Genomic DNA, 18,822 nt, shown 5'->3' with positions numbered 1-18,822 from the left:
TTCAGTACTCTTTACCCGGTGTGGGCCTGAAGTCACCAAGGCTGGCGGCCACTATATAGATATCGCGGTGGATGACGCACACGTGGACGGCAACTTGGTCACGGCACCCGCCTGGCCCGCGCATCCCGCCTGGTTGGCCCGCTTCCTGGAAGTCCTTGGGACGCGTATCGAACCTTGACAGCATGAGTGTGGCATCTGCAGGTAAAGCGGGCCAAGCCGAAGTGCAGGAACGGGGCCAGGATGGCAGGCAGACCTACCTGGTGCCAGAACTACGCAGCAGGGGCTGGTCCAGCTTCCGGACGTCCCGGAAGGTTGCACACCGTGTGTACATCATGGGGTTTCGCCTGATGTGCGCCTCGCCTTGTCCGGCCTCCTGCGCTCGGCCCTCACCGGCAAGGGTGAGCCTGATTGCGACGTGGGGTGATCGGATTCCGCTTTGATTATTTATAGCGAATGAGTTGCAAAAGCGTTACCATTCCTTCTTTATTCTTCTGGCCGCATATGGGCTCCGTGAGATTCTGCCCACGAATCCAGACAATACAGCACCCAGCGGGATTCTCCATGGTCTGCAGTCTGCGGTTGATCTGCGTGGCCCGTGGTGGCCCATCCTGCTGATCATGTCGGTGGTCGAGCTAACCGTCATCCTTGTCAAGATAAGGCAGTTCAGCTGGCTACGTCTTGGGAAGCAGAGCAGCCTTGATGAAGCGTTGGCTGTCGCACTGGTGTCATCACCAAGGGTGATGAGGCGCTTCAATGCGTCTTACACCAAGGGCCGGGGCTCGTGGGCAGAGCCACCAGTTCCGCTTCCTTTAGGATTTCCCAACAAAAATTGTGGTTATTGTGTTTTCGCAATGATATCCATGCCGTGCGGGGTTCATTATGGGCTCGGGCAAGACATGCATGCGTGCATGCAGATGACCGAAGGGGTAGGTGGGATGCAGGAGTCGCACTCTTTAGCACGCAGCGTGTCGTGTCTGCCGTCGATGATCTTTCAGTACCGAATGAACCCGGATGGGATTTGTCGGTACGAGTATGTGAACCAGGCCATCGAGGCGATCTTCGGGCTCACCCCTGGTCAGGCCCTGGATGATCCGATGAAGGTGTTGGACCGGATGCATCCTGACGATGCTTCCCAAGCACGACGCTATTACGGTCATTCCGCCGCCACCCAAACCCCCCTCCGCTATCAATACCGAGTCCACCATCCGGAACAAGGCTTGCTCTGGGTCGAAGAATATGCCCAGCCCGAGTCGTTACCCGATGGGTCGGTGCTCTGGCATGGGCAGGTTGTTGATATCACGGAGTTCAAGGTCCTGGGGTCTGAACTTTCCCTCAGTCGCGCACGGCTGCGGGAAGCCAGCGAATTGGCTCAGCTAGGTCACTGGGAAGTGGACCTGCGAAACGATGATGTGTGGTGGTGCGACGCCACCTTCGAGATGCTTGGGCACGATACGTCTGATTTCAAGCCCACGGCTGAAGAGTACTGGGGGCGTGTCCATCCTGATGATCTGGAGCGCGTGAAGGCAAATCATGAGAGCGCTTTGCAGACCAGACGACCCGGGATCAAACCCATTGAATACCGTATCCGCCGATCCGATGGTGAATTCATCTGGGTGAACCACTGGGCCCGGGTTCGCTTCGATGAAGATGGTGAGCCTGTACAGATTTTCGGCACGACGCAGGACATCTCAGAGCGCAAACGGATCGAACAGACCCTGATTGAGTCGAAGAAGGCGGCAGATCGAGCGAACCAGTTCAAGTCGGATTTTGTGCTCGGAATGAGTCATGAGCTGCGCACGCCGCTCAATGCCGTGCTGGGTTTTGGTCAACTGCTCCAGTACGACCCCGACCTGACGCCCGAGCAGGCCGCCAACCTGGAGGAGATCCAGAGGGCAGGCCAGCATCTGCTGGGGCTGATCGACGAGATCCTGGATCTGTCGAAGGTGGAAGCGGGGCGCCTAGAGCTTTCCACCTCGACCGAAGACTGCAAGGCCCTTGCGGAGGAAGCTTTCAGCTTGGTCACCGCCCTCGCGGAGGCGCGCCGCGTGAGGTTGGAGTTGGATCTGGAGGATCATGTTGCGGTGGATTGTGATCCCACCCGGCTGCGTCAGGTCATGGTTAATCTGTTGTCCAACGGCATCAAATACAATCGCCCCAACGGCGAGGTGAAGTGTCAGTGTCCGGCGGCAGGGTGATGGCGAGCAGGAAAGCATACGGATTGATGTCAAGGATACGGGGATTGGCATTCCGCAGGACCGAATAGCCGATGTGTTTCGGCCCTTTGAGCGACTGGGGCGGGAGCATGTAGAAGGCACCGGTATCGGCCTGGTCATCAGCAAGAAGCTGGTGGAAGCCATGGGCGGTAGCCTATCCGTGGAAAGCGTCCAGGGGGTGGGCAGTCGGTTTTCCATTACCATGCCCCTGGCAGATGGCACTCAGTCCTCCATGCATGCGACGCGATCGGTGACTGTCAATGCCGAAAAGGCCCGGGGGCTGGTTCTGCACATTGACGATAGCATGACCAATCTCAGGCTGTTGCAGCGTGTGCTGTCGCGCTTGAAGGATGTGGATTACATGGGATCGCCGACGGCGTCTTTGGGGCTGGATCTGGCCACTGCCTACAAGCCCCGCCTGATCTTTCTCGACCTCGAGCTCCCCGATATGCATGGCTTCGAGGTGCTCGAACGTCTCAAGTCCATGGCGGCAACGCGTCATATCCCGGTGGTGGGTTTGACGGCCCGAGCCTCGGCTAATGATGTTTGCAAAGGCCTTGAAGCCGGCTTTGATCGTTACATCGGCATACCCTTTGATATCGACGAGGTCATGGGTGCCGTCCATGCTTACATGGCCCAGGATGAGGGGGGGCAGCCATTGGGGTAGAGTGGCGGGCTACCTTCTAGAGATGGATGTCGGCCCGGCTGCTCTATCTGGTGATGTTCCTGTGCTCGTCCCTCTTCGACGCCCCGGGAAAAGCGTATCCACGACACGAGCTCCGCGATGAAGGCTGGATCGTTGAACTGGGCGATGTTGCCCTCCCGGACGAAGCGGATCATCGGCTCGACGTCCGGATCGCCGACGTTGAACGCGCGTACTTCCAGGGCATCGCGGCGGCTAGCCGCCAGAATCCGGGCAAGATCGGAAGCAACGATCGCTCGCCCGTCGTAGGTCCCCCGATTCGACTGCCGTTCGGGAATCGCTCGGAACAATACACCTGTATCTTCGCCTGCGTCAGCGCCCGCCGACAGCCGAACCCGCAGACACTCCTGTGGTTCATCGGAGGGGAAGTAGTCGACGCTGGCCGCAAGGCCGTGTTGTGAGGCGGCGACGACGAGGTTTTCGAGCGCGCAGCCGAGGCTGATGAACAGTGCGTGATTGTCCGGGTCGACCACCGGCAGACGTCGGGACAGGTCGGGGTAGATCCGGATCGTGTCCTGTTCCACCGAGAACTGCCACGGCTGGGTGTTATGTCCGGATGGCGCACGCACTGCGAAGGAGATCAATTGCCGTGCAACGGCGTTCATCACCAGGGTGCCTTTGTTCAATCGGCTTTCGGCTCTGACCAGCTCGTCCATGGGAACGGACGCTCATCCGACTCACCCGTGAGTAGGTCAGTGTGGCCTTGGTTCGGCGCAGTGAGTGGGTGTCGTACTCCTGTGGATTGCCACCGATCAGGCCCTGACCGTTTGCAGGCGGTGGTGCCGGACACCGACTCGCTCCAGTCGGGTCTTCAGTGAGGGCAGGGATGCTTCCAACTCGGGCACCATGGTGGTGCGCACTTCCAGGGCCACGTTGGCAGCCAGGATGCGATCAAGGCTCTCCCAAGCCGCTTCACCGGAACCGGGTACGCCGGTAATTCGAGGGTAGTCCGAAGGCAGGCCCTTGATGTCCAGGCCCACCCAATCGGTGACGTGCAGTACCCGGCCCAAGCGTTTTGGATAGGCTCCGGCCGTATGCAGCCCTACCTTGAATCCCATCGCCCGTACCTGGGCCATGGCGTCGGCTAATCCCGCTTGCAAAGTGGGTTCTCCGCCACTGAAGACCACCGCATCAAGCAGGCCTCGCCGCCGATCCAGAAATGCCCGAACCTGATCCCACTGCATGATATTTTCACTTGTCATGGGCTGCAGGTGGGCATTGTGGCAGTAGTGGCAGCGCCAGGAACAACCCTGGCAGAAGAGCACAGCAGCCAACTGTCCGGGATAGTCGATGGTGGTCAGAGGTGTGAGACCGCCGATACGCAGGTTCGACTCAGCGGTTTGACGCATGAGCCTCGGGACTCGGTTCCATGAACTGGCAGCGTTCGGTGTGCTCGGATTGCTTGCCCCTGTTGAAAGCGGACACAGGGCGGTGATAGCCCATCACCCGGGTCCAGATTTCACATGGGGTACGTTCCTCGTCGCTCAGGGTGATGCCGGCCGGGGTTTGGTTGTTGCTGTTCATGGTGGGGACTCCTTGAAGTATGGTGTGTGTCAGCTCACCGATGCGGCCTGGGCCTGTTTGCGAGCGATGATCTCTGCGTCGCACTTGGGACAGAAGGCGTGTTCACCGGCGATGTAGCCGTGCTTGGGGCAGATGGAAAAGATCGGGGTGATGGTGATGTAGGGTTGGCGGAAATTCTCCAGGGATCGGCGAACCAGGCGTTTGCAGGCCTGGTGGGAAGAGATTTGTTCGCTCATGTACAAATGCAATACGGTGCCGCCGGTGTAGCGGGTCTGCAGATCTTCCTGGCGGGCGAGTGCCTCGAAGGGGTCGTTGGTAAAGCCCACGGGTAGTTGAGAGCTGTTGGTGTAGTAGGGTGCCTCCGGGCTACCGGCCTGGAGGATGCCTGGATAGCGCTTGCGATCCTCTCGCGCAAAGCGGTAGGTCGTGCCTTCCGCCGGTGTGGCCTCCAGGTTGTACATATGACCGGTTTCTTCCTGAAATTCGACCATACGCTGGCGCACGTGATCCAGTAGGCGCAGGGCCATGGCGTGACCCTCCTCGCTGGTGATGTCCTCAAGATCATCAGTGAAGTTGCGGATCATCTCATTGATGCCGTTGACGCCGATGGTGGAGAAATGGTTGCGCAGGGTGCCCAGATAACGCCGGGTATAGGGAAACAGGCCGTCCTCCATATGTCGGGCGATGACCTTGCGCTTGATCTCCAGGCTATTGCGGGCCAGTTCCAGTAGCTGATCCAGGCGGGCCAGCAGGCCGACCTCGTCGCCTCGATGTGTAAAGCCCAGGCGGGCGCAGTTGATGGTGACCACCCCCAGGGAACCGGTCTGTTCCGCCGAGCCGAACAAGCCATTGCCCCGTTTGAGCAGTTCCCTCAGGTCCAGTTGCAGCCGGCAGCACATGGAACGCACCATGTTTGGAGACAACTCCGAATTGAGGAAATTCTGGAAGTAGGGCAGGCCATACTTGGCGGTCATGGCGAATAGCCGTTCCGTATTGGGGCTCTCCCAGGGGAAATCCGGGGTGATGTTGTAGGTGGGGATGGGGAAGGTGAAGATTCGGTCCCGGGCATCTCCTTCTGTCATCACCTCGATGTAGGCCTGGTTGATCATGTCCATCTCTTCCTGCAAATCCCCGTAACAGAAAGGCTGCTCCTGGCCGCCGATGATGGGCACCTGTTCGCGCAGGTCTTCCGGGCAGACCCAGTCGAAGGTGAGATTGGTGAAGGGCGTCTGGCAGCCCCAGCGGGAAGGCACGTTGAGGTTGTAGATCAGTTCCTGCATGTACTGCTTCACCTGGGCGTAGCCGAGCCGGTCCACGCGGATGAAGGGGGCCATATAGGTGTCGAAGCTGGAAAAGGCCTGGGCGCCGGCCCATTCGTTCTGCAAGGTGCCCAGGAAGTTGACGATCTGACCTATGGCGGATGAGAAGTGACGGGGCGGGGCGGCCTCCACCTTGCCCGGCACACCGTTGAAGCCCTCCACCAGCAGGGTGCGCAGGGACCAGCCGGCGCAGTAGCCGGCCAGCATGTCCAGATCATGGATATGGTAGTCGCCGTCCCGGTGAGCCTGGCCGATTTCCGGCGGATAGACGTGGTTGAGCCAGTAATTCGCAATCATCTTGCCGGAGGTGTTGAGGATCAGACCGCCCAGGGAATAGCCCTGGTTGGCGTTGGCGGCCACCCTCCAGTCGGAACGGTCCAGGTATTCGCTGATGGAGGCGTCCACGTCCACCAGGGTGCGGCGGTCGGCCCGCAGGGCCTTGTGCTGTTCCCGGTAGACGATGTAGGCCCGTGCGGTGCGCAGGTGGTTCGCACTGATCAGAGTCTGTTCAACCACATCCTGAATATTCTCGATGTCCGGACACTGACCCTGGGCAAAGCGATGTGCCAATACCTTCACGCCCTGAGAGGTGAGAAGGGCGGCTTCGTGGTCCCCGAATTCCCCAGTGGCCTGACCAGCCCGGCGGATGGCGGACTCGATGCGGGCGGCATCAAACGGCAGACGACGACCGTCGCGCTTGACGACCTGGGTGGGCAACCCGGGGAGGTGGGAAGGAAGGGGTTCCATGGGGAATGATCCTGTGAGGGTCTATATATGGTGTTGCGCACTCTATCAGACACAATATTTTGTGCAATGGCCTTCTTGCTGCTGAGGCCTTCTGACTAACGCAGCCCCTGCCGATCACCGGCAGGGGCGGGTTGCCGTAAGTCGTCAGGAGGCCTCAGCGGATGTTAGAGCCTCACGCGAGACCTGGTTACGCAACACCTTGGCGGCCTCCACCATGCGAGCCAGGGCTGGCTTCACCTCGTCCCAGTCGCGGGTCTTGAGCCCGCAGTCTGGATTGACCCAGAGGCGTTCCGCGGGGATAAGAGCCATGGCTTTTTGCATCAGTTCGATCATGTCCCTGGTCTCCGGCACCCTGGGAGAGTGAATGTCGTAGACACCGGGTCCGATCTCGTTGGGGTAGGTGGATTGCTCAAAGGCATCCAGCAGCGCCATGTCCGAACGGGACGTTTCAATGGTAATCACATCCGCGTCCAATCCGGCGATGGCGTCCATGATGTCGTTGAACTCGGAGTAGCACATATGGGTGTGGATCTGTACATCGTCGCCTACGCCACCGGTGGCCAGGCGGAAGACTCGGATGGCCCATGTCAGGTAGGCGTCCCAGTCCCCGCGGCGCAGTGGAAGACCCTCACGAAAGGCGGGCTCGTCCACCTGGATCGCCGGGATCCCGGCTGCGGCAAGGTCATTGATCTCGTCACGCAGGGCCAGTGCGATCTGCAGGGCGGTCTCTGACCGGGGCTGGTCATCCCTTACAAAGGCCCATTGGAGCATGGTCACCGGGCCGGTGAGCATGCCCTTGACCGGTCGGTTAGTGAGTGACTGAGCCTGGCGACTCCACTCCACGGTCATCGGGCGGGGGCGATGGACATCTCCATAGATCACGGGCGGCTTGACGCAGCGGGAGCCATAGCTTTGCACCCAGCCGTGGCGGGTAAAGGCGTATCCGGCCAGCTGCTCACCAAAGTACTCCACCATGTCATTGCGCTCTGGCTCGCCGTGAACCAGCAGGTCCAGGCCCACCTGTTCCTGATAGCGGATCACCCGCTCGATTTCAGCCTGCATGGCCTGCTCGTAGTCCGCTGACGTGCATTTTCCACTACGGAAGGCCTTGCGAATACGGCGGATATCATGGGTTTGTGGGAAGGAGCCAATGGTTGTTGTGGGTAATGGAGGCAGATTCAGGCGCGCTCGTTGCGCGGCGGCACGAAGCGGGTATGCAGATTGACGGCGGGTCTGATCTTCGGTGACTCGCCGGGCGCGATCCCGCACCTCTGAGTGATGAACCCGAGTGGAGCGCCAGCGCGCCTCCAGGGCAGCACGACGCCTGGCGAGCGGGCCGACCACTGCCTCCCTGCCTTCCACCAGCCCCAAACGCAGCCATTGAATCTCCTGCAGCTTCTGTTTTGCGAAGGCCAGCCAGCCTTGGATCTCGCCATCCAGCTCGCTTTCTAGGTCCAGATCCAGCGGCACATGCAGCAGCGAACAGGAGGAGGACACCCAAAGTCGTTGTCCGAGTTCTTCGGACACAGGTGCCAGGCGTCCCAGGCTGGTTTCCAGGTTATTGGCCCATACGTTACGACCGTCCACGATGCCGACCGACAGCACCTTGTCCAGCGGTAATCCGGCGACAACCGGATCGAGTTCTCCTGCCCCCCGAACCGCATCCACGTGCAGTCCCGCTACAGGCAGTTGCAGTACCCAGGGGAGGTGCTGACCCAGCGAACCGAAATAGCTGGCCAGGAGAATGCGTGGGCCTCCGCCCTTGAGCGCTTGGTAAGCCGTTTCGAAGGCCCTCTGCCAGGCACAAGTAAGATCAAGGGCCAGGATGGGTTCATCCACCTGCACCCAGGTGACGCCCTGGGTGGCGATGTGTTCGAGTAATTCCTGATAGATCGGAATCAGCTTGTTGAGAAGGTCCAGCCGATCCCCCTGGCCCTTGACTCGTGAAAGGTAGAGGAAACTTAAGGGTCCGAGGATTACCGGTTTGGGCTCAAGGCCCAACGCCTGCGCTTCGCGAATCTCCTCGACCAGCGTATGGGGTTGGCAGAAGAACGATTGGTCCGACGTCAGTTCCGGTACCAGATAGTGATAATTGGTATCGAACCATTTGGTCATTTCCAGGGCAGGGACATCCGGCAGAGTGGGATCACTGGATCGCCCACGGGCCATATAGAAGCCTTGATCGAGGCGATGCTGTGTGGCGGCGTTCTGAAATCTTGAGGGCAGTACCCCAAGGGTCTGCGCCATGTCGAGCACATGGTCATAGAAGCTGAAGTCGCCCACCGTTACCCGGTCCATCCCCGCCTGGGCCTGCCATTGCCAGTGACGTTGCCGCAACGCCCGCCCCGTATCGAGCAGTTCTTCGCGAGGAATGTCCCCACGCCAGTAGGACTCCAGGGCGTGTTTCAACTCGCGGCGGGCACCGATGCGGGGAAATCCCAGGACATGGGTTTGAACGGATGACATGACGGGCTCCTTGGATTGAATCGATGCCAAAGAGTTTGGGGCGACCATCTGGATGAATCAAACGAGTTAAATTTGGCATCATCATGAATTATGTTCATGTGGAGATCATCATGCTGGATATTCGTCACCTGCGCGCGCTCAAGGAAGTGCAGCGCACCGGCAGCATCACCGTGGCTGCGCAGACCTTATGCGTGACCCAGTCCGCCCTGTCTCATCAGTTCCGCCAACTGGAGGAGCATCTCGGGATGACGTTGTTCGTGCGCAAGTCCCGACCCGTGCGGCTGACAGCCGCCGGGCAGCGCTTGATGAGGGCGGCGGAGCAGATCCTGCCCGAACTGGCGGCGGTGGAGCGGGATCTGGCGCGCATGCGGCAGGGGCATGGTGGCCGGCTATTCCTGGCCCTGGAATGCCATAGCTGCTTTCAGTGGTTGATGCCTACCCTGGCGGCCTTTCGGGAACACTGGCCGGAAGTGGAACTGGATCTGACCCTGAGCCACGGTTTCGCCCCCATTCAGGCTCTTCGGGAAGGTGAGATTGATGCGGTGGTGAGTGCTGATCCTGTGGAGGATCCGGCTATCGAGTATCTGGCGCTGTTCGAGTACGAAAATCGATTGATCGTCCCCTGCGGACATCCTTTGGCGGACGCGCCGTTCATCAAACCTGAGGATTTGTCCGGGGAGACTTTGATCACCTATCCGGTGGAGCCGGAGCGACTGGACATTTGCCATCGTTTTCTATGGCCTGCTGGCCTGGATCTGCCCAGGCGCACAACGGAACTGACCGCCATGCTTGTGCAACTGGTGGCCAGTCGGCGGGGTGTGGCCAGCCTGCCCGATTGGGCCCTGAGGGAGTTCACGGGACATTCCCAGGCCCCGAGACTCTCCAGCGGGTCAGGTGTGATCGATCGACCGCTGGGACCAAAAGGTCTCTGGAGTGTCTTGCGGGTGGGCTTGCGTCGTGCAGACCTGGAACTGAGCTATCTGCGGGACTTCATCGGCATTGCGAGAGATCAACTGCATCAGTTGCGCGAGTCCAGTTGATTGATTTTTGGCAAATAGGTCTCCTTTCCATTCGTGCCATCCTTCGCCTCGCTACAGGTGCCTGCTGGGATCGTCTCCCCCGGTGGGTTAAACGGGAAGACCGGTTCAATCGTCCGACGATGATCAAGCCGGCGCTGCCCCCGCAACGGTAGGTGGGTTGTTGCAGACCCGATGAGCCACTGCGAAGTTCTCGTCCTTCAAGGGCGGGCTTCGTGGGAAGGCGGACTGCGACCTTGAGGCATCGATGCCTCAGACCCACAAGCCCGGATACCGGCCTATGGCGTACCCGAGTACCGCGGGGCGCGGCAAGCCGGTGTGGGTGCTAAGTGCGCGCCGCCGTTGTGTGGTTGTGTCCTGCCTGATACTCCCCCCTTGCTGACTCCCCGCGGCCCATGGACCTTCCCTGCGCGCACGGGGTCGTGCGCGCCAAGGAGTCAGCTTTAATGAGTGATCGAGCCCTGATGATGGCGCTGATGAGTAGCGCCACGACCTTGTCCTTGCTTGCTGTCGGCTCCACCGCATCTGCCGAGGATTCCGCATATACCCTTCCCAAGATGACCGTGACGGCTGCCACCCGCACTGAGCGTAGGGTCGAACGCACGCCGGCCAGTACGCAAGTCATCATCGACGGTCGCCGTGTTGCCGGCACGTCTGGTCGTGGCGGGGAGTTGAACCGCCTGCCGGTCAGTCACATTGAGCGGATCGAGATCGTCAAAGGACCGGCCAGCGTGGTGTACGGTGCCGATGCCCTTGCCGGTGTGATCAATATCATTACCCGACGCCCCGAGTCCGGGTTTGAGGGCGGCATGGAGGCCCAGGTCGGAGTACCCACCCATGCTGAGGGTGGTCAGCGTCGCCACGGTACGTTGTATCTGGGGGGCGGTACGCGGGATACCCGAGTGCGCCTGTTTGCCGACGTCATGGAACGGTATGCCTACCATAAGCGGGCCACAGGAAACGTGGACACCCGGCCGCCCGTTGATGTGGCAGCCTACAACTTTGATCAGGACCATCGGGAACAGGCAGACGTCTATAACCTTCGGGCTGGGGTCAACCACTGGTTGACGGACAATCTGCAGGTTGAGATTGAAGGGGGATGGATGCAGGAGGAGCGGCAGACACGGTTCCTGCACGATACGCCTCCCGTCTCTACCGGACTCGAGGAAAGTGGTGAAACCGTCAAGGCCGGCAGTTTCCCCGCCCGCCGCAGCGAAGACAGTGGCCGCCGGGATCTGGCAGCGACCGCCGATTGGCTGGTCACCGATGCCCTGGAAATTCGCTATCAGATCTACGAGAGCCGGTTCAAGCTGAATCGCTCCAACGAGTTTCTGGATCCGGTCGGCTTTGGATTTGCGCCCGCAGCCGATAGTGAATTCGGACTACGGGAGGTCACGTTTCTGAACTGGATACATTCCGGGGTGAAATTCTGGGGTTAAATGGTGGCGCTCTGATCTTTGTATGTGCTGGCAAGTGGGTGTTTGCCCCAATGGAGCAGGAGCCTCAAAGCGCAACCAGCCATTGCAGCAATTCCTCGGGATAGGGCAGCAGCCAGATCAGTACCCCCAGGAGGATGCAAGCGGCAATGGAGCCCAGTGGGAAATCCGGCTGCAGGACCTTGAGGGCTGAGCCGAAGGAGCGCCGGATGCGGGCATTGTTGATGTCGACACTGTACAGCTCGTCCAGTACCAGGTGGATCAGGAACCCCAGGAAGATGGCGACGCCCTGAAGCCAGATCACCAGTACGTCCGCCGTCAGGCACTGCAGCCCCACGTAAACCCACCCCAGGCTCCAGCACAGGCCGACCACGAGGCTGTGGCACAGTCCGCGGTGTCGGCTGAGACGCTGGAAAAGCATGGCCAGGGGATAACGCACCACAAACCAGGCCAGCAGGGCCAGGGCGAAGATCTCGCATCCAATGGGCTCGATCTGGGGAAGCCAGTCCACCCGGTGGTTGTAGGAAGCGGGCAGTATTGCGACCACTGCGGTGGCAGCCACCAGCGAGAGCGCCCCGAACAGGGCTCGCTGGGGCCGCCCGCCATCCACGTCGATGTCGGGCAGAAGGGTGCCGGCCACCAGGAAGAGCATCAATCCCAGGGATTCCCAGCCATCCAGCCGCCCTGTGGCCAGGGTGGCGCCGGCCAGCCCCGTCGCGAACATCCCGGCGACACTTACATGCGTTGCGAAATTGGCCATTTAGTGTTTGTTGTTATTAAAAATCGCATTCATTCAGAATGTTATCATCAAAGCTGGATGAATGGACAGAGGTTGGGTTGCCCATCGCGCCTCACGTGGTAGCCTGACTCCCTTATGGATGAGACATACTCAAGGACAATGTTGCCCCCTTCTCCCCTGAGGGGGAGAAGGGCTGGGGATGAGGGGGTGCGGGCGGCACTGTGTCCAGGGTTTTTTGCACCACTCAGACGCTCCTAACACAGTGGTTATGCACACGGCAGCACGCGCCTATCGTATCCCCGCAGGGGTTGTCAAGATTTCCGGCCTGTTATTTCCTCTAATTCTAACTCTTTGAAAATAATTGATTTAAATCTAGTGGCCAATTTTCGTACAACTTGAACACAAGGACCACAGCACGGGCATTCACGACGGTTTCGTACAGTCTGTCCACAATGTTATCCACAGGTTCTGTGGATAGTGGGGGTTTGGAGGCTTCTCTGGCGCAGACCCGTTGCGTTGCCACGGGGGTGGGGCTGGTGCAGGCTGGTTGCCATGTTTCATGACGGGGGTAGGGAGCCGATGTGGGCAGGCATGAACCGTGAGCCGTGGAACGCCGGGCAGCGAGGTTGGGCACTCGCGGGACGGGTGATGAGTCTGTGCCTGATGTTGGCCCTGCTCACCGGCTGCGGCGCCACCATCGTCAAGCCGGATTCACCGCCCGAGGACCCGGTCACGGTGCTGCTCCTGGACCATGGGCGTCACTCCAGTCTGGTCCTGCCGGGGCCCGACGACTCCACCATGACCCGATATTCCTACGGCGACTGGTCCTACTATGCCGAGGCCGAGATGGGCTGGAAGAGCGGATTCAGGGCACTGATGTGGCCTACCCAGGCCACTCTGGGGCGTCGTGTGCTTGAAGGCCCGCCGGATGAGACAACGGTGCGCTCCCGAGTGCGCGTGGGCATTGCCGAGGTCATCCCCCTGGAGGTGGCTTCCGGCGAGGCACGCTCCCTGCAACAAGCACTGGACGCAGTGTACGAAGAGCAACTGTCCACCCGCCTCTACAACGCCCGATTCGACCTGGAATTCGTGGAGCACCCCCGGGATTACAGCCTGAACTCCAATTCCAATGGGATGGTGGCCGACTGGTTGCGGGATCTGGGCCTGGAGGTGAGGGGGCAACCGGTCTGGTCGCGCTGGCGCGTTGAACCGGCGCCTTGATGGCTCCGGTTGTCCCTTGGTCGACAACTGGTCGACTTGTCATCTGCTGGGTCCTGCACAAATCTGGGTACGTGGTTCGGGTAGAACCCGAGCGTGTTCCATACCAAGACCTTACAGGTGATTCTCATGTCTCGATATCTTCTGAGCCTGATCTTTTTCGGCGCTGGCTTTCTGATGGCCTCACCGGCTCATGCCCTGGATTCCAATCGTTGTTACTGGGGCAAACTCCCCAATGGCGATTACCACGTGGCCTGCGACACGGCGGCCCTCACCGGGCGCGGTATCCTCCAGAACCGCAATGCCAGCGAAATCAACGGCCCCCGCTCCTATGACGAGATCGTGAGCCGCTTCTGCAGCCAGTCCCAATCTCCCTCTCCAGGCAACTGGCGCACCAACTTGCCCCGTCGGGGCAGCTGTAACTGATACCTGATCAAGCAGGGGTCGACATGAGCGGAGCGAGCGGTTTTCGTCGTCCAGGTGGCGGCCGGTTTGCGCGTCGCGTCCTGTGGCTGGGGGTTGCCCTGGCTGTCTCAGGCGTGCCGGTGTCGGTTCAGGGTGACGACACGGTTCCCATGGACCCATGGGCCGGCTTGCCCGCGGAATTGCGTGACCCTGAAAGGCTCACCCTGCGTGCCCTGCTGGCCTTCGAGATCATTCCCCGTTCATCCGTGGCGGCCTTGGGGGTCCTGCGGGAAGGGGGGGTGGATCTGCTGGGGCTGACGCTGGTGGAGCTGCGCGAGATCCGTCAGGGCTCAGCACGGGATCTGGAACCGGCGGTGAGGGTCGCGCTGGATGAATTGCTCTTTGAGATGCGCGGTCTGCTGGAAGAGGATGCCGTGGATGTTGCTGACGCGATCTTGCCACCAGCGTTCAGGCCGCTGCCCCCAATGCCCATGCCGCCGGAATTTCCCGTGGAGCAGATGAGTGAGGCTCAGTACACCGGCATGATCACCACCGCCATGGAGGCGACTCGGGTGTTGATGGGGCCCCTTTCACCTGAGGAAGAGGAACGTTTTGCCGCTTATTGGGGGCCCTATTTCGATTTTCCCGATGGGTCCATCATCGAACACTTTCGGCAGATGACGCCGTTGCTGTCGGAGTTCATCAATGTGCGTGAGGCACTGGACAAGGCAGCTGAGGCCTTTGATGAGGCCTGGGAGGAGGCCGTGTTTGCCGCCGAGTACGACAGCGAATCTCATACCCGGGCAGCACTCAACCGAGCCTTGATGCAGCAGGATTACATGGCTGCCCTGCAACAGCGGGCCGACGAGCTGGCAGGGGCCATCCAGGCACTGGGGGACGCGCCGGACCCGGTTCAGGCCAAGGAGGCGGCGGCACAACGGCACCAGGCGGCCATCGATGCCATGCTGGATGCGGTGGCGCCACCGGCCCCTTACGAGGGGGTATGGGTTGGTTATGCGGGGGTGGAGGGGAATTCCATACTCGACGCGTTGCCGGGTATGCCCCTGGTTTTCCTGGTGTATGCAGTAGGCCCGGCGGAGGCCCCTGAATATCGCGCTTTTTTTCTTCAGGAAGGGGACGATGACGAGGGTCCACCGGTTCTGGTGGATGTGTTCCCCATGCAGCAGGGCGAGCATGATTATCTTCCTGGCCTGGGACATGGCTTCAGGGAAGACCGTTTCCGCATCCGTACGGAGTTGATGGATGAGGATGACGAAGAACCGGCCATCCTGGTAATGCAGGCTTCTCGCGCCAGTCGCCTGGATACTCCCTTGGATTATCCATCGGTGGTGAGTCCGGCAGCCTTCGAAACCGCCTTCAATGACAGAATGGCCAAGCTGCAGGAGCGCAAGGATGAGGTTCAGGCGGCTGCGCCACAGCGCAGTGGAGATGCGGCCGAAGATGCGGCGGACCTGGTGTCTCGCTCGGGGGTGATCCAGCGCATCCTGATGCGGATCACTGAAAGCACTTATAACGATGCCCGCATGATCTTCCAGCATACCCCCGCGTTCCAGCGGGCGGCCCGGGAGTGGCTGGAGACTCGGCCCTGGGATGAGCACGGTCATGTGCGGCAGGATCTGGCCCGTTTCCAGACCCTTTTCGCCTCAGCGCTCGGTGATGTGCCTCCTCCCCTCGATCCACCTCAGGAGGACCCGGTGGATGTACTGCTGGCGGATCTGGCCAAGGCGCGGGAGGCCCTGCGAGAAGCCCGTGCCGCTGCGGAAGCGCAGGCCGAGGTCGAAGCCGAAGCGGCACTGGAGGCAGTCCGTCAAAGGGCCCGCATCGAGACTCACGAGACCAATATTGCCTTTATCGAAGGCACTCTGGAGCGCGACCAGGAGGCGCTGGCCGTGGAGGAGGATCCGGATCGGCGAGCTGAACTGGAGTTTCGCATCATCACCGCCATGGCCGATCTGCAATCCGAACAAGACCGGATCGCCTCCATCCAGACCGGCCAGCCGGTGCACACCCGCAGCGTCTTTGACGACTATGCTCATCAGGGCATGATTGCCAACATCCGCAAGACCCAGCGGCGCCTGGAGGACTTCGATCGGGCTGTGGATTCGGTGTACCAGCTGGCCACGATGCTGCCCGAAACGGAGCATGAGCGGGCGCTGAGTTTCATCGAGAATCAGCTTACCCCTGAGGTCCGCCGTGAGTTAGACCATGACACCCTGCAACGTATGGCCTCGGCCCTGGGCAACCAGGTGCAGGGGTATCGCGAGGCTGAACTGGCCGCCGCCGAGGAGAGCCAGGCCTGGGCTGAACTGGCCCACGATGCCGTGGACAATATCCGCAAGGGCGCGAACCACAGCATGATGGTAGCCTCGCTGTTTGGCGGGCGCCCCGTGAATCTGGCCTACCAGTCGGTGACCGGCTATATCGCCGGTGGGCCCATGGAGGCGGTGCTGCAGACGGCCACCTACATGGGGCCCAAGGTGACTGCGGCAGCGGAGGCCATGCGCGGTTATCGGGAAGAGGGGATCAAGGGGGCCTTGTGGCGCGGTTCCGTGTCCTTTGCAACATCCAAGGCCATGGAATACGGCTTTAGTCAGGTGCTCAGATCCCGGGCAACGCCGACTCAGCGGGCTCAGCCCGTGCGGACGGGTTCGCAGGCACCTGGGGCCCGGGTGACGGCGGCCGAGAGTCGGGCGCTGGCAGAGTTTCGCCGGGGGCGTCAGCAAGGGGAAAAGCTGGTGCGCGACTTCCAGAATACCCAGCAGCAACTTCAGGCAGCCGGACGGGCGGGGCGCTCCGCTGAGGAGATCCTGTTGTTGCAGTCCCGGGTCCGGCATCACGCGACGGCTATCAATGGCAATCCCCACGCCAAGAACTTCCTGAAGTTTCGTGGAGCCTACGGCACCCAGTCGGCCTACAACGCCCATCTCAGGTCGGTGCACGCTGAGGTGGAGGCGAATTTCCATGCGGGCATGCAATCGCGGGGATGGAATCAGCAACCACTCAGGGAATTCCGCAATGCCGCCAGTGCCGGATCGGTGGGCATGGATTTCGACATCGGGCTGGATGAGCGCATGGCCCGGACCCTGCGCAAGGGTGGCCAGCGTGCCAACCTGAATCAATGGCAAACGGACGCACAGCGAAGCTGGGATCAGGCTTATCGCAAGGTGACTGGACGGCCCGCCGCCCAGGCCTGGGAGAACGTGACCACCAGCGTCCATGCGGAGAGTTATCGGGATGTGGCCTGGCTGTCCTCGAATCGATCGAACATCTCCCGGGGCTGGGGGCAGCAGGCCTCGGATGTGACCCGCTACAAGGCTTTTCACACCCTGAATGACCCGCGCCTGGACCGCTTTACGAAGCTTCAGGAAGTGAGCCGCACGGCCGCGAAGGACTTCCACAAGCTCCCCCCGGTGACTGCCTCGTCAGCTGCTTCGGAAGCTGCTTTGCGCAAGTCTCGTCAGCATTGGGGGCAAGTACATGAGGTGCTGGAGCGGTTCGGTGAGAACGGCATGGACCCCATCTCGGCTACCCGGGAGATCGAGCGGCTCACAGGGGGTAGGTCCATCCCCGAGGTGGTGGATGACATGGCCACCCTGATGGAGGCCATCACGAAGTTTGGTCCACGTTGAGCGCAGGGTAATCCTGAGAACAATGAGGAATGACAGTCGCTCGAGCCCCATTTCCCGTGTGCCCAGAAGATCACTGCCACCGACAGATAGTATCCCCATCTGATAGCATCCCGAAGCCACATCGGGGAAATCGAAGCATGCGCACAGTGATTGGTATCCGCCCGACCAAAACCGGCCGACTTCATTGCCAAGGCGGACCAGACCTACCAGCTCACCCAGCGCGAACGCATCGCCCTGGGCCTATTGGCGCAGCACGACGCCATGGACCGCCCGCGAACTGGCCAACGTACTGGAACTGCCTTCCGTCGAAACGCTGCAACCTTGGATCAAACGGCTGCTGGAGTGGGATCTGATCCAGAGCGCGGGGCGCACGCAAGCTACGCGCTATTTCGTCGATCCGGGGTTGCTACGCCATCTCGATTTTGCCGGAGAAACGACCCTGAAGCGGATCGAACCGCACCGCCTCGCGGCCCTGATTCTGGAAGACCTCAAGCGCTACCCCGAATCCGCGATCGGCGATATCCGCCAGCGCATCGGCAGCGAAATCCACCCAAGGCAGGTCAAGCGTACGCTGGATGGTCTGATCGAGAAGGGCGAGGTGCGCTTTGCGGGTGACAAGCGCTGGCGGCGCTACTGGGCGGTGTCATGAGTGGGCTATCGGACAAAGCGCGCCCTATCGGCAATAGCCGGGTGATAGAAAATGGGCGATACGCTGGCGCAGATCAAATAAATCAAAGCCTTATATCGATCATCGCAGGTGCGGCATGGTCAATAGCGGCAGAACAGAATCCCTTGAACTTGACCCGGGTCAATGCGCTGAAATGACCTCGCCATGGAAAGCCAATAAGAATTATTATTGAATGCATTAAGGTTCAGTTACGGTAGAATTGGGCCCGAACACGGCCCCCGGGAGATTTCGCCCCGGACCCTTTTCCATCCTGTATCCCCAAAGGAGTCTCCTGTGAAGAAATACTTGATGATCGCTGCTCTCACGGCCGGAATGGCCATGTCCTCCACCGCAGCGTTGGCGGATCGGGTTGATCATTTCAAAGGCAAGTCCGCCGATACCCTGGAGCAGGCGCTGGAAAACTTCGTGGAATACAACCGCAAACTGGAAGCGGCGCTGGCCGGGGATGAATTGACCCCGGAGGCCGTGGCTCACATCCACGAACTCACCTACACCCTGGAAAACGCGCTGGAGCGCATGAAACAGGATCTGGCCGAACTGGCCGATACCCTGGAAGAGGTGCACCTGGCATCGGAAGTCAACGATGTGGAAAGAATCCGCGAAGAAGGCCGCAAGTATCTGGATGTGGCCAACAAGATCGCTCGCTGAATACTGAGTTGTTACCTTGCCCCTGCAAC

15 protein-coding genes and 1 riboswitch are annotated in these 18,822 nt (G+C 60.5%); of the genes, 9 read left to right on the top strand and 6 right to left on the bottom strand.

Annotated features, from left to right (window positions below):
- Nucleotides 1-908 precede the first annotated feature (908 nt).
- Both ECTOBSL9_RS14640 and ECTOBSL9_RS14635 read left to right on the top strand, forming a co-directional pair.
- Nucleotides 909-2,195, top strand: a complete 1,287-nt coding sequence (locus ECTOBSL9_RS14640) for a PAS domain-containing protein (RefSeq protein ID WP_168161576.1) — start codon at nucleotides 909-911, stop codon at nucleotides 2,193-2,195.
- A 16-nt stretch (nucleotides 2,196-2,211) separates the two neighbouring features.
- Nucleotides 2,212-2,880 carry an ATP-binding protein gene (locus ECTOBSL9_RS14635; protein WP_371259026.1) on the top strand — a complete coding sequence of 223 codons (669 nt, stop codon included), beginning with the start codon at nucleotides 2,212-2,214 and terminating at the stop codon, nucleotides 2,878-2,880.
- Here ECTOBSL9_RS14635 and ECTOBSL9_RS14630 read toward each other — a convergent pair.
- From ECTOBSL9_RS14630 to metE, 5 genes are all read right to left on the bottom strand, one after another.
- On the bottom strand, nucleotides 2,841-3,572 hold the full coding sequence (locus ECTOBSL9_RS14630; RefSeq protein ID WP_240481000.1) for a hypothetical protein: 732 nt from the start codon (nucleotides 3,570-3,572) through the stop codon (nucleotides 2,841-2,843). The genes ECTOBSL9_RS14635 and ECTOBSL9_RS14630 overlap by 40 nt on opposite strands.
- A gap of 96 nt (nucleotides 3,573-3,668) precedes the next feature.
- A complete protein-coding gene (locus ECTOBSL9_RS14625; protein ID WP_063465661.1) occupies nucleotides 3,669-4,265 on the bottom strand; it encodes an anaerobic ribonucleoside-triphosphate reductase activating protein in 597 nt (198 codons plus the stop codon).
- Nucleotides 4,249-4,440, bottom strand: a complete 192-nt coding sequence (nrdD, locus tag ECTOBSL9_RS17705; protein WP_063465660.1) for an anaerobic ribonucleoside-triphosphate reductase — start codon at nucleotides 4,438-4,440, stop codon at nucleotides 4,249-4,251. Before nrdD ends, ECTOBSL9_RS14625 begins: the two co-directional genes overlap by 17 nt.
- A 29-nt stretch (nucleotides 4,441-4,469) precedes the next feature.
- Nucleotides 4,470-6,506, bottom strand: coding sequence for a ribonucleoside triphosphate reductase (locus tag ECTOBSL9_RS14615; protein WP_063465659.1), 2,037 nt, complete (start codon nucleotides 6,504-6,506; stop codon nucleotides 4,470-4,472).
- A 144-nt stretch (nucleotides 6,507-6,650) separates the two neighbouring features.
- Nucleotides 6,651-8,972: a 5-methyltetrahydropteroyltriglutamate--homocysteine S-methyltransferase gene (metE, locus tag ECTOBSL9_RS14610; protein ID WP_063465658.1), complete on the bottom strand. Its 2,322-nt coding sequence runs from the start codon at nucleotides 8,970-8,972 to the stop codon at nucleotides 6,651-6,653.
- Between the two features lie 110 nt (nucleotides 8,973-9,082).
- On the opposite strand from metE, the gene ECTOBSL9_RS14605 reads away from it, so the two are divergent.
- Together ECTOBSL9_RS14605 and ECTOBSL9_RS17765 are read left to right on the top strand one after the other, a co-directional pair.
- The gene (locus ECTOBSL9_RS14605) at nucleotides 9,083-10,012 is read left to right on the top strand and encodes a LysR family transcriptional regulator (protein ID WP_063466236.1); all 930 of its coding nucleotides are present in this window, start codon (nucleotides 9,083-9,085) and stop codon (nucleotides 10,010-10,012) included.
- Between the two features lie 38 nt (nucleotides 10,013-10,050).
- Nucleotides 10,051-10,306: riboswitch (cobalamin riboswitch) on the top strand.
- Nucleotides 10,307-10,455: 149 nt separating this feature from the next.
- Complete coding sequence (locus ECTOBSL9_RS17765) at nucleotides 10,456-11,448, top strand: TonB-dependent siderophore receptor (RefSeq protein WP_063465657.1); 993 nt, start codon at nucleotides 10,456-10,458, stop codon at nucleotides 11,446-11,448.
- A 64-nt stretch (nucleotides 11,449-11,512) separates the two neighbouring features.
- Here ECTOBSL9_RS17765 and ECTOBSL9_RS14595 read toward each other — a convergent pair whose 3' ends face one another.
- Nucleotides 11,513-12,169, bottom strand: a complete 657-nt coding sequence (locus ECTOBSL9_RS14595) for a metal-dependent hydrolase (RefSeq protein ID WP_063465656.1) — start codon at nucleotides 12,167-12,169, stop codon at nucleotides 11,513-11,515.
- A 606-nt stretch (nucleotides 12,170-12,775) separates the two neighbouring features.
- On the opposite strand from ECTOBSL9_RS14595, the gene ECTOBSL9_RS14590 reads away from it, so the two are divergent.
- From ECTOBSL9_RS14590 to ECTOBSL9_RS14570, 5 genes are all read left to right on the top strand, one after another.
- The gene (locus ECTOBSL9_RS14590) at nucleotides 12,776-13,405 is read left to right on the top strand and encodes a DUF2459 domain-containing protein (protein ID WP_063466235.1); all 630 of its coding nucleotides are present in this window, start codon (nucleotides 12,776-12,778) and stop codon (nucleotides 13,403-13,405) included.
- Between the two features lie 126 nt (nucleotides 13,406-13,531).
- Nucleotides 13,532-13,828: a hypothetical protein gene (locus ECTOBSL9_RS14585; protein ID WP_156500152.1), complete on the top strand. Its 297-nt coding sequence runs from the start codon at nucleotides 13,532-13,534 to the stop codon at nucleotides 13,826-13,828.
- A gap of 23 nt (nucleotides 13,829-13,851) precedes the next feature.
- On the top strand, nucleotides 13,852-17,457 hold the full coding sequence (locus tag ECTOBSL9_RS14580) for a hypothetical protein (protein ID WP_063465654.1): 3,606 nt from the start codon (nucleotides 13,852-13,854) through the stop codon (nucleotides 17,455-17,457).
- A 184-nt stretch (nucleotides 17,458-17,641) separates the two neighbouring features.
- The gene (locus ECTOBSL9_RS16735) at nucleotides 17,642-18,106 is read left to right on the top strand and encodes a hypothetical protein (protein WP_205631978.1); all 465 of its coding nucleotides are present in this window, start codon (nucleotides 17,642-17,644) and stop codon (nucleotides 18,104-18,106) included.
- 312 nt (nucleotides 18,107-18,418) lie between these two features.
- Nucleotides 18,419-18,793, top strand: a complete 375-nt coding sequence (locus ECTOBSL9_RS14570; RefSeq protein ID WP_063465652.1) for a DUF6746 family protein — start codon at nucleotides 18,419-18,421, stop codon at nucleotides 18,791-18,793.
- Nucleotides 18,794-18,822: the final 29 nt, after the last annotated feature.

This window comes from Ectothiorhodospira sp. BSL-9 (assembly GCF_001632845.1).
Classification (GTDB): Bacteria; Pseudomonadota; Gammaproteobacteria; order Ectothiorhodospirales; family Ectothiorhodospiraceae; genus Ectothiorhodospira.
Note: the sequence above shows the minus strand (reverse complement) of the source record. Positions and strands in the feature narration are given on the sequence as shown.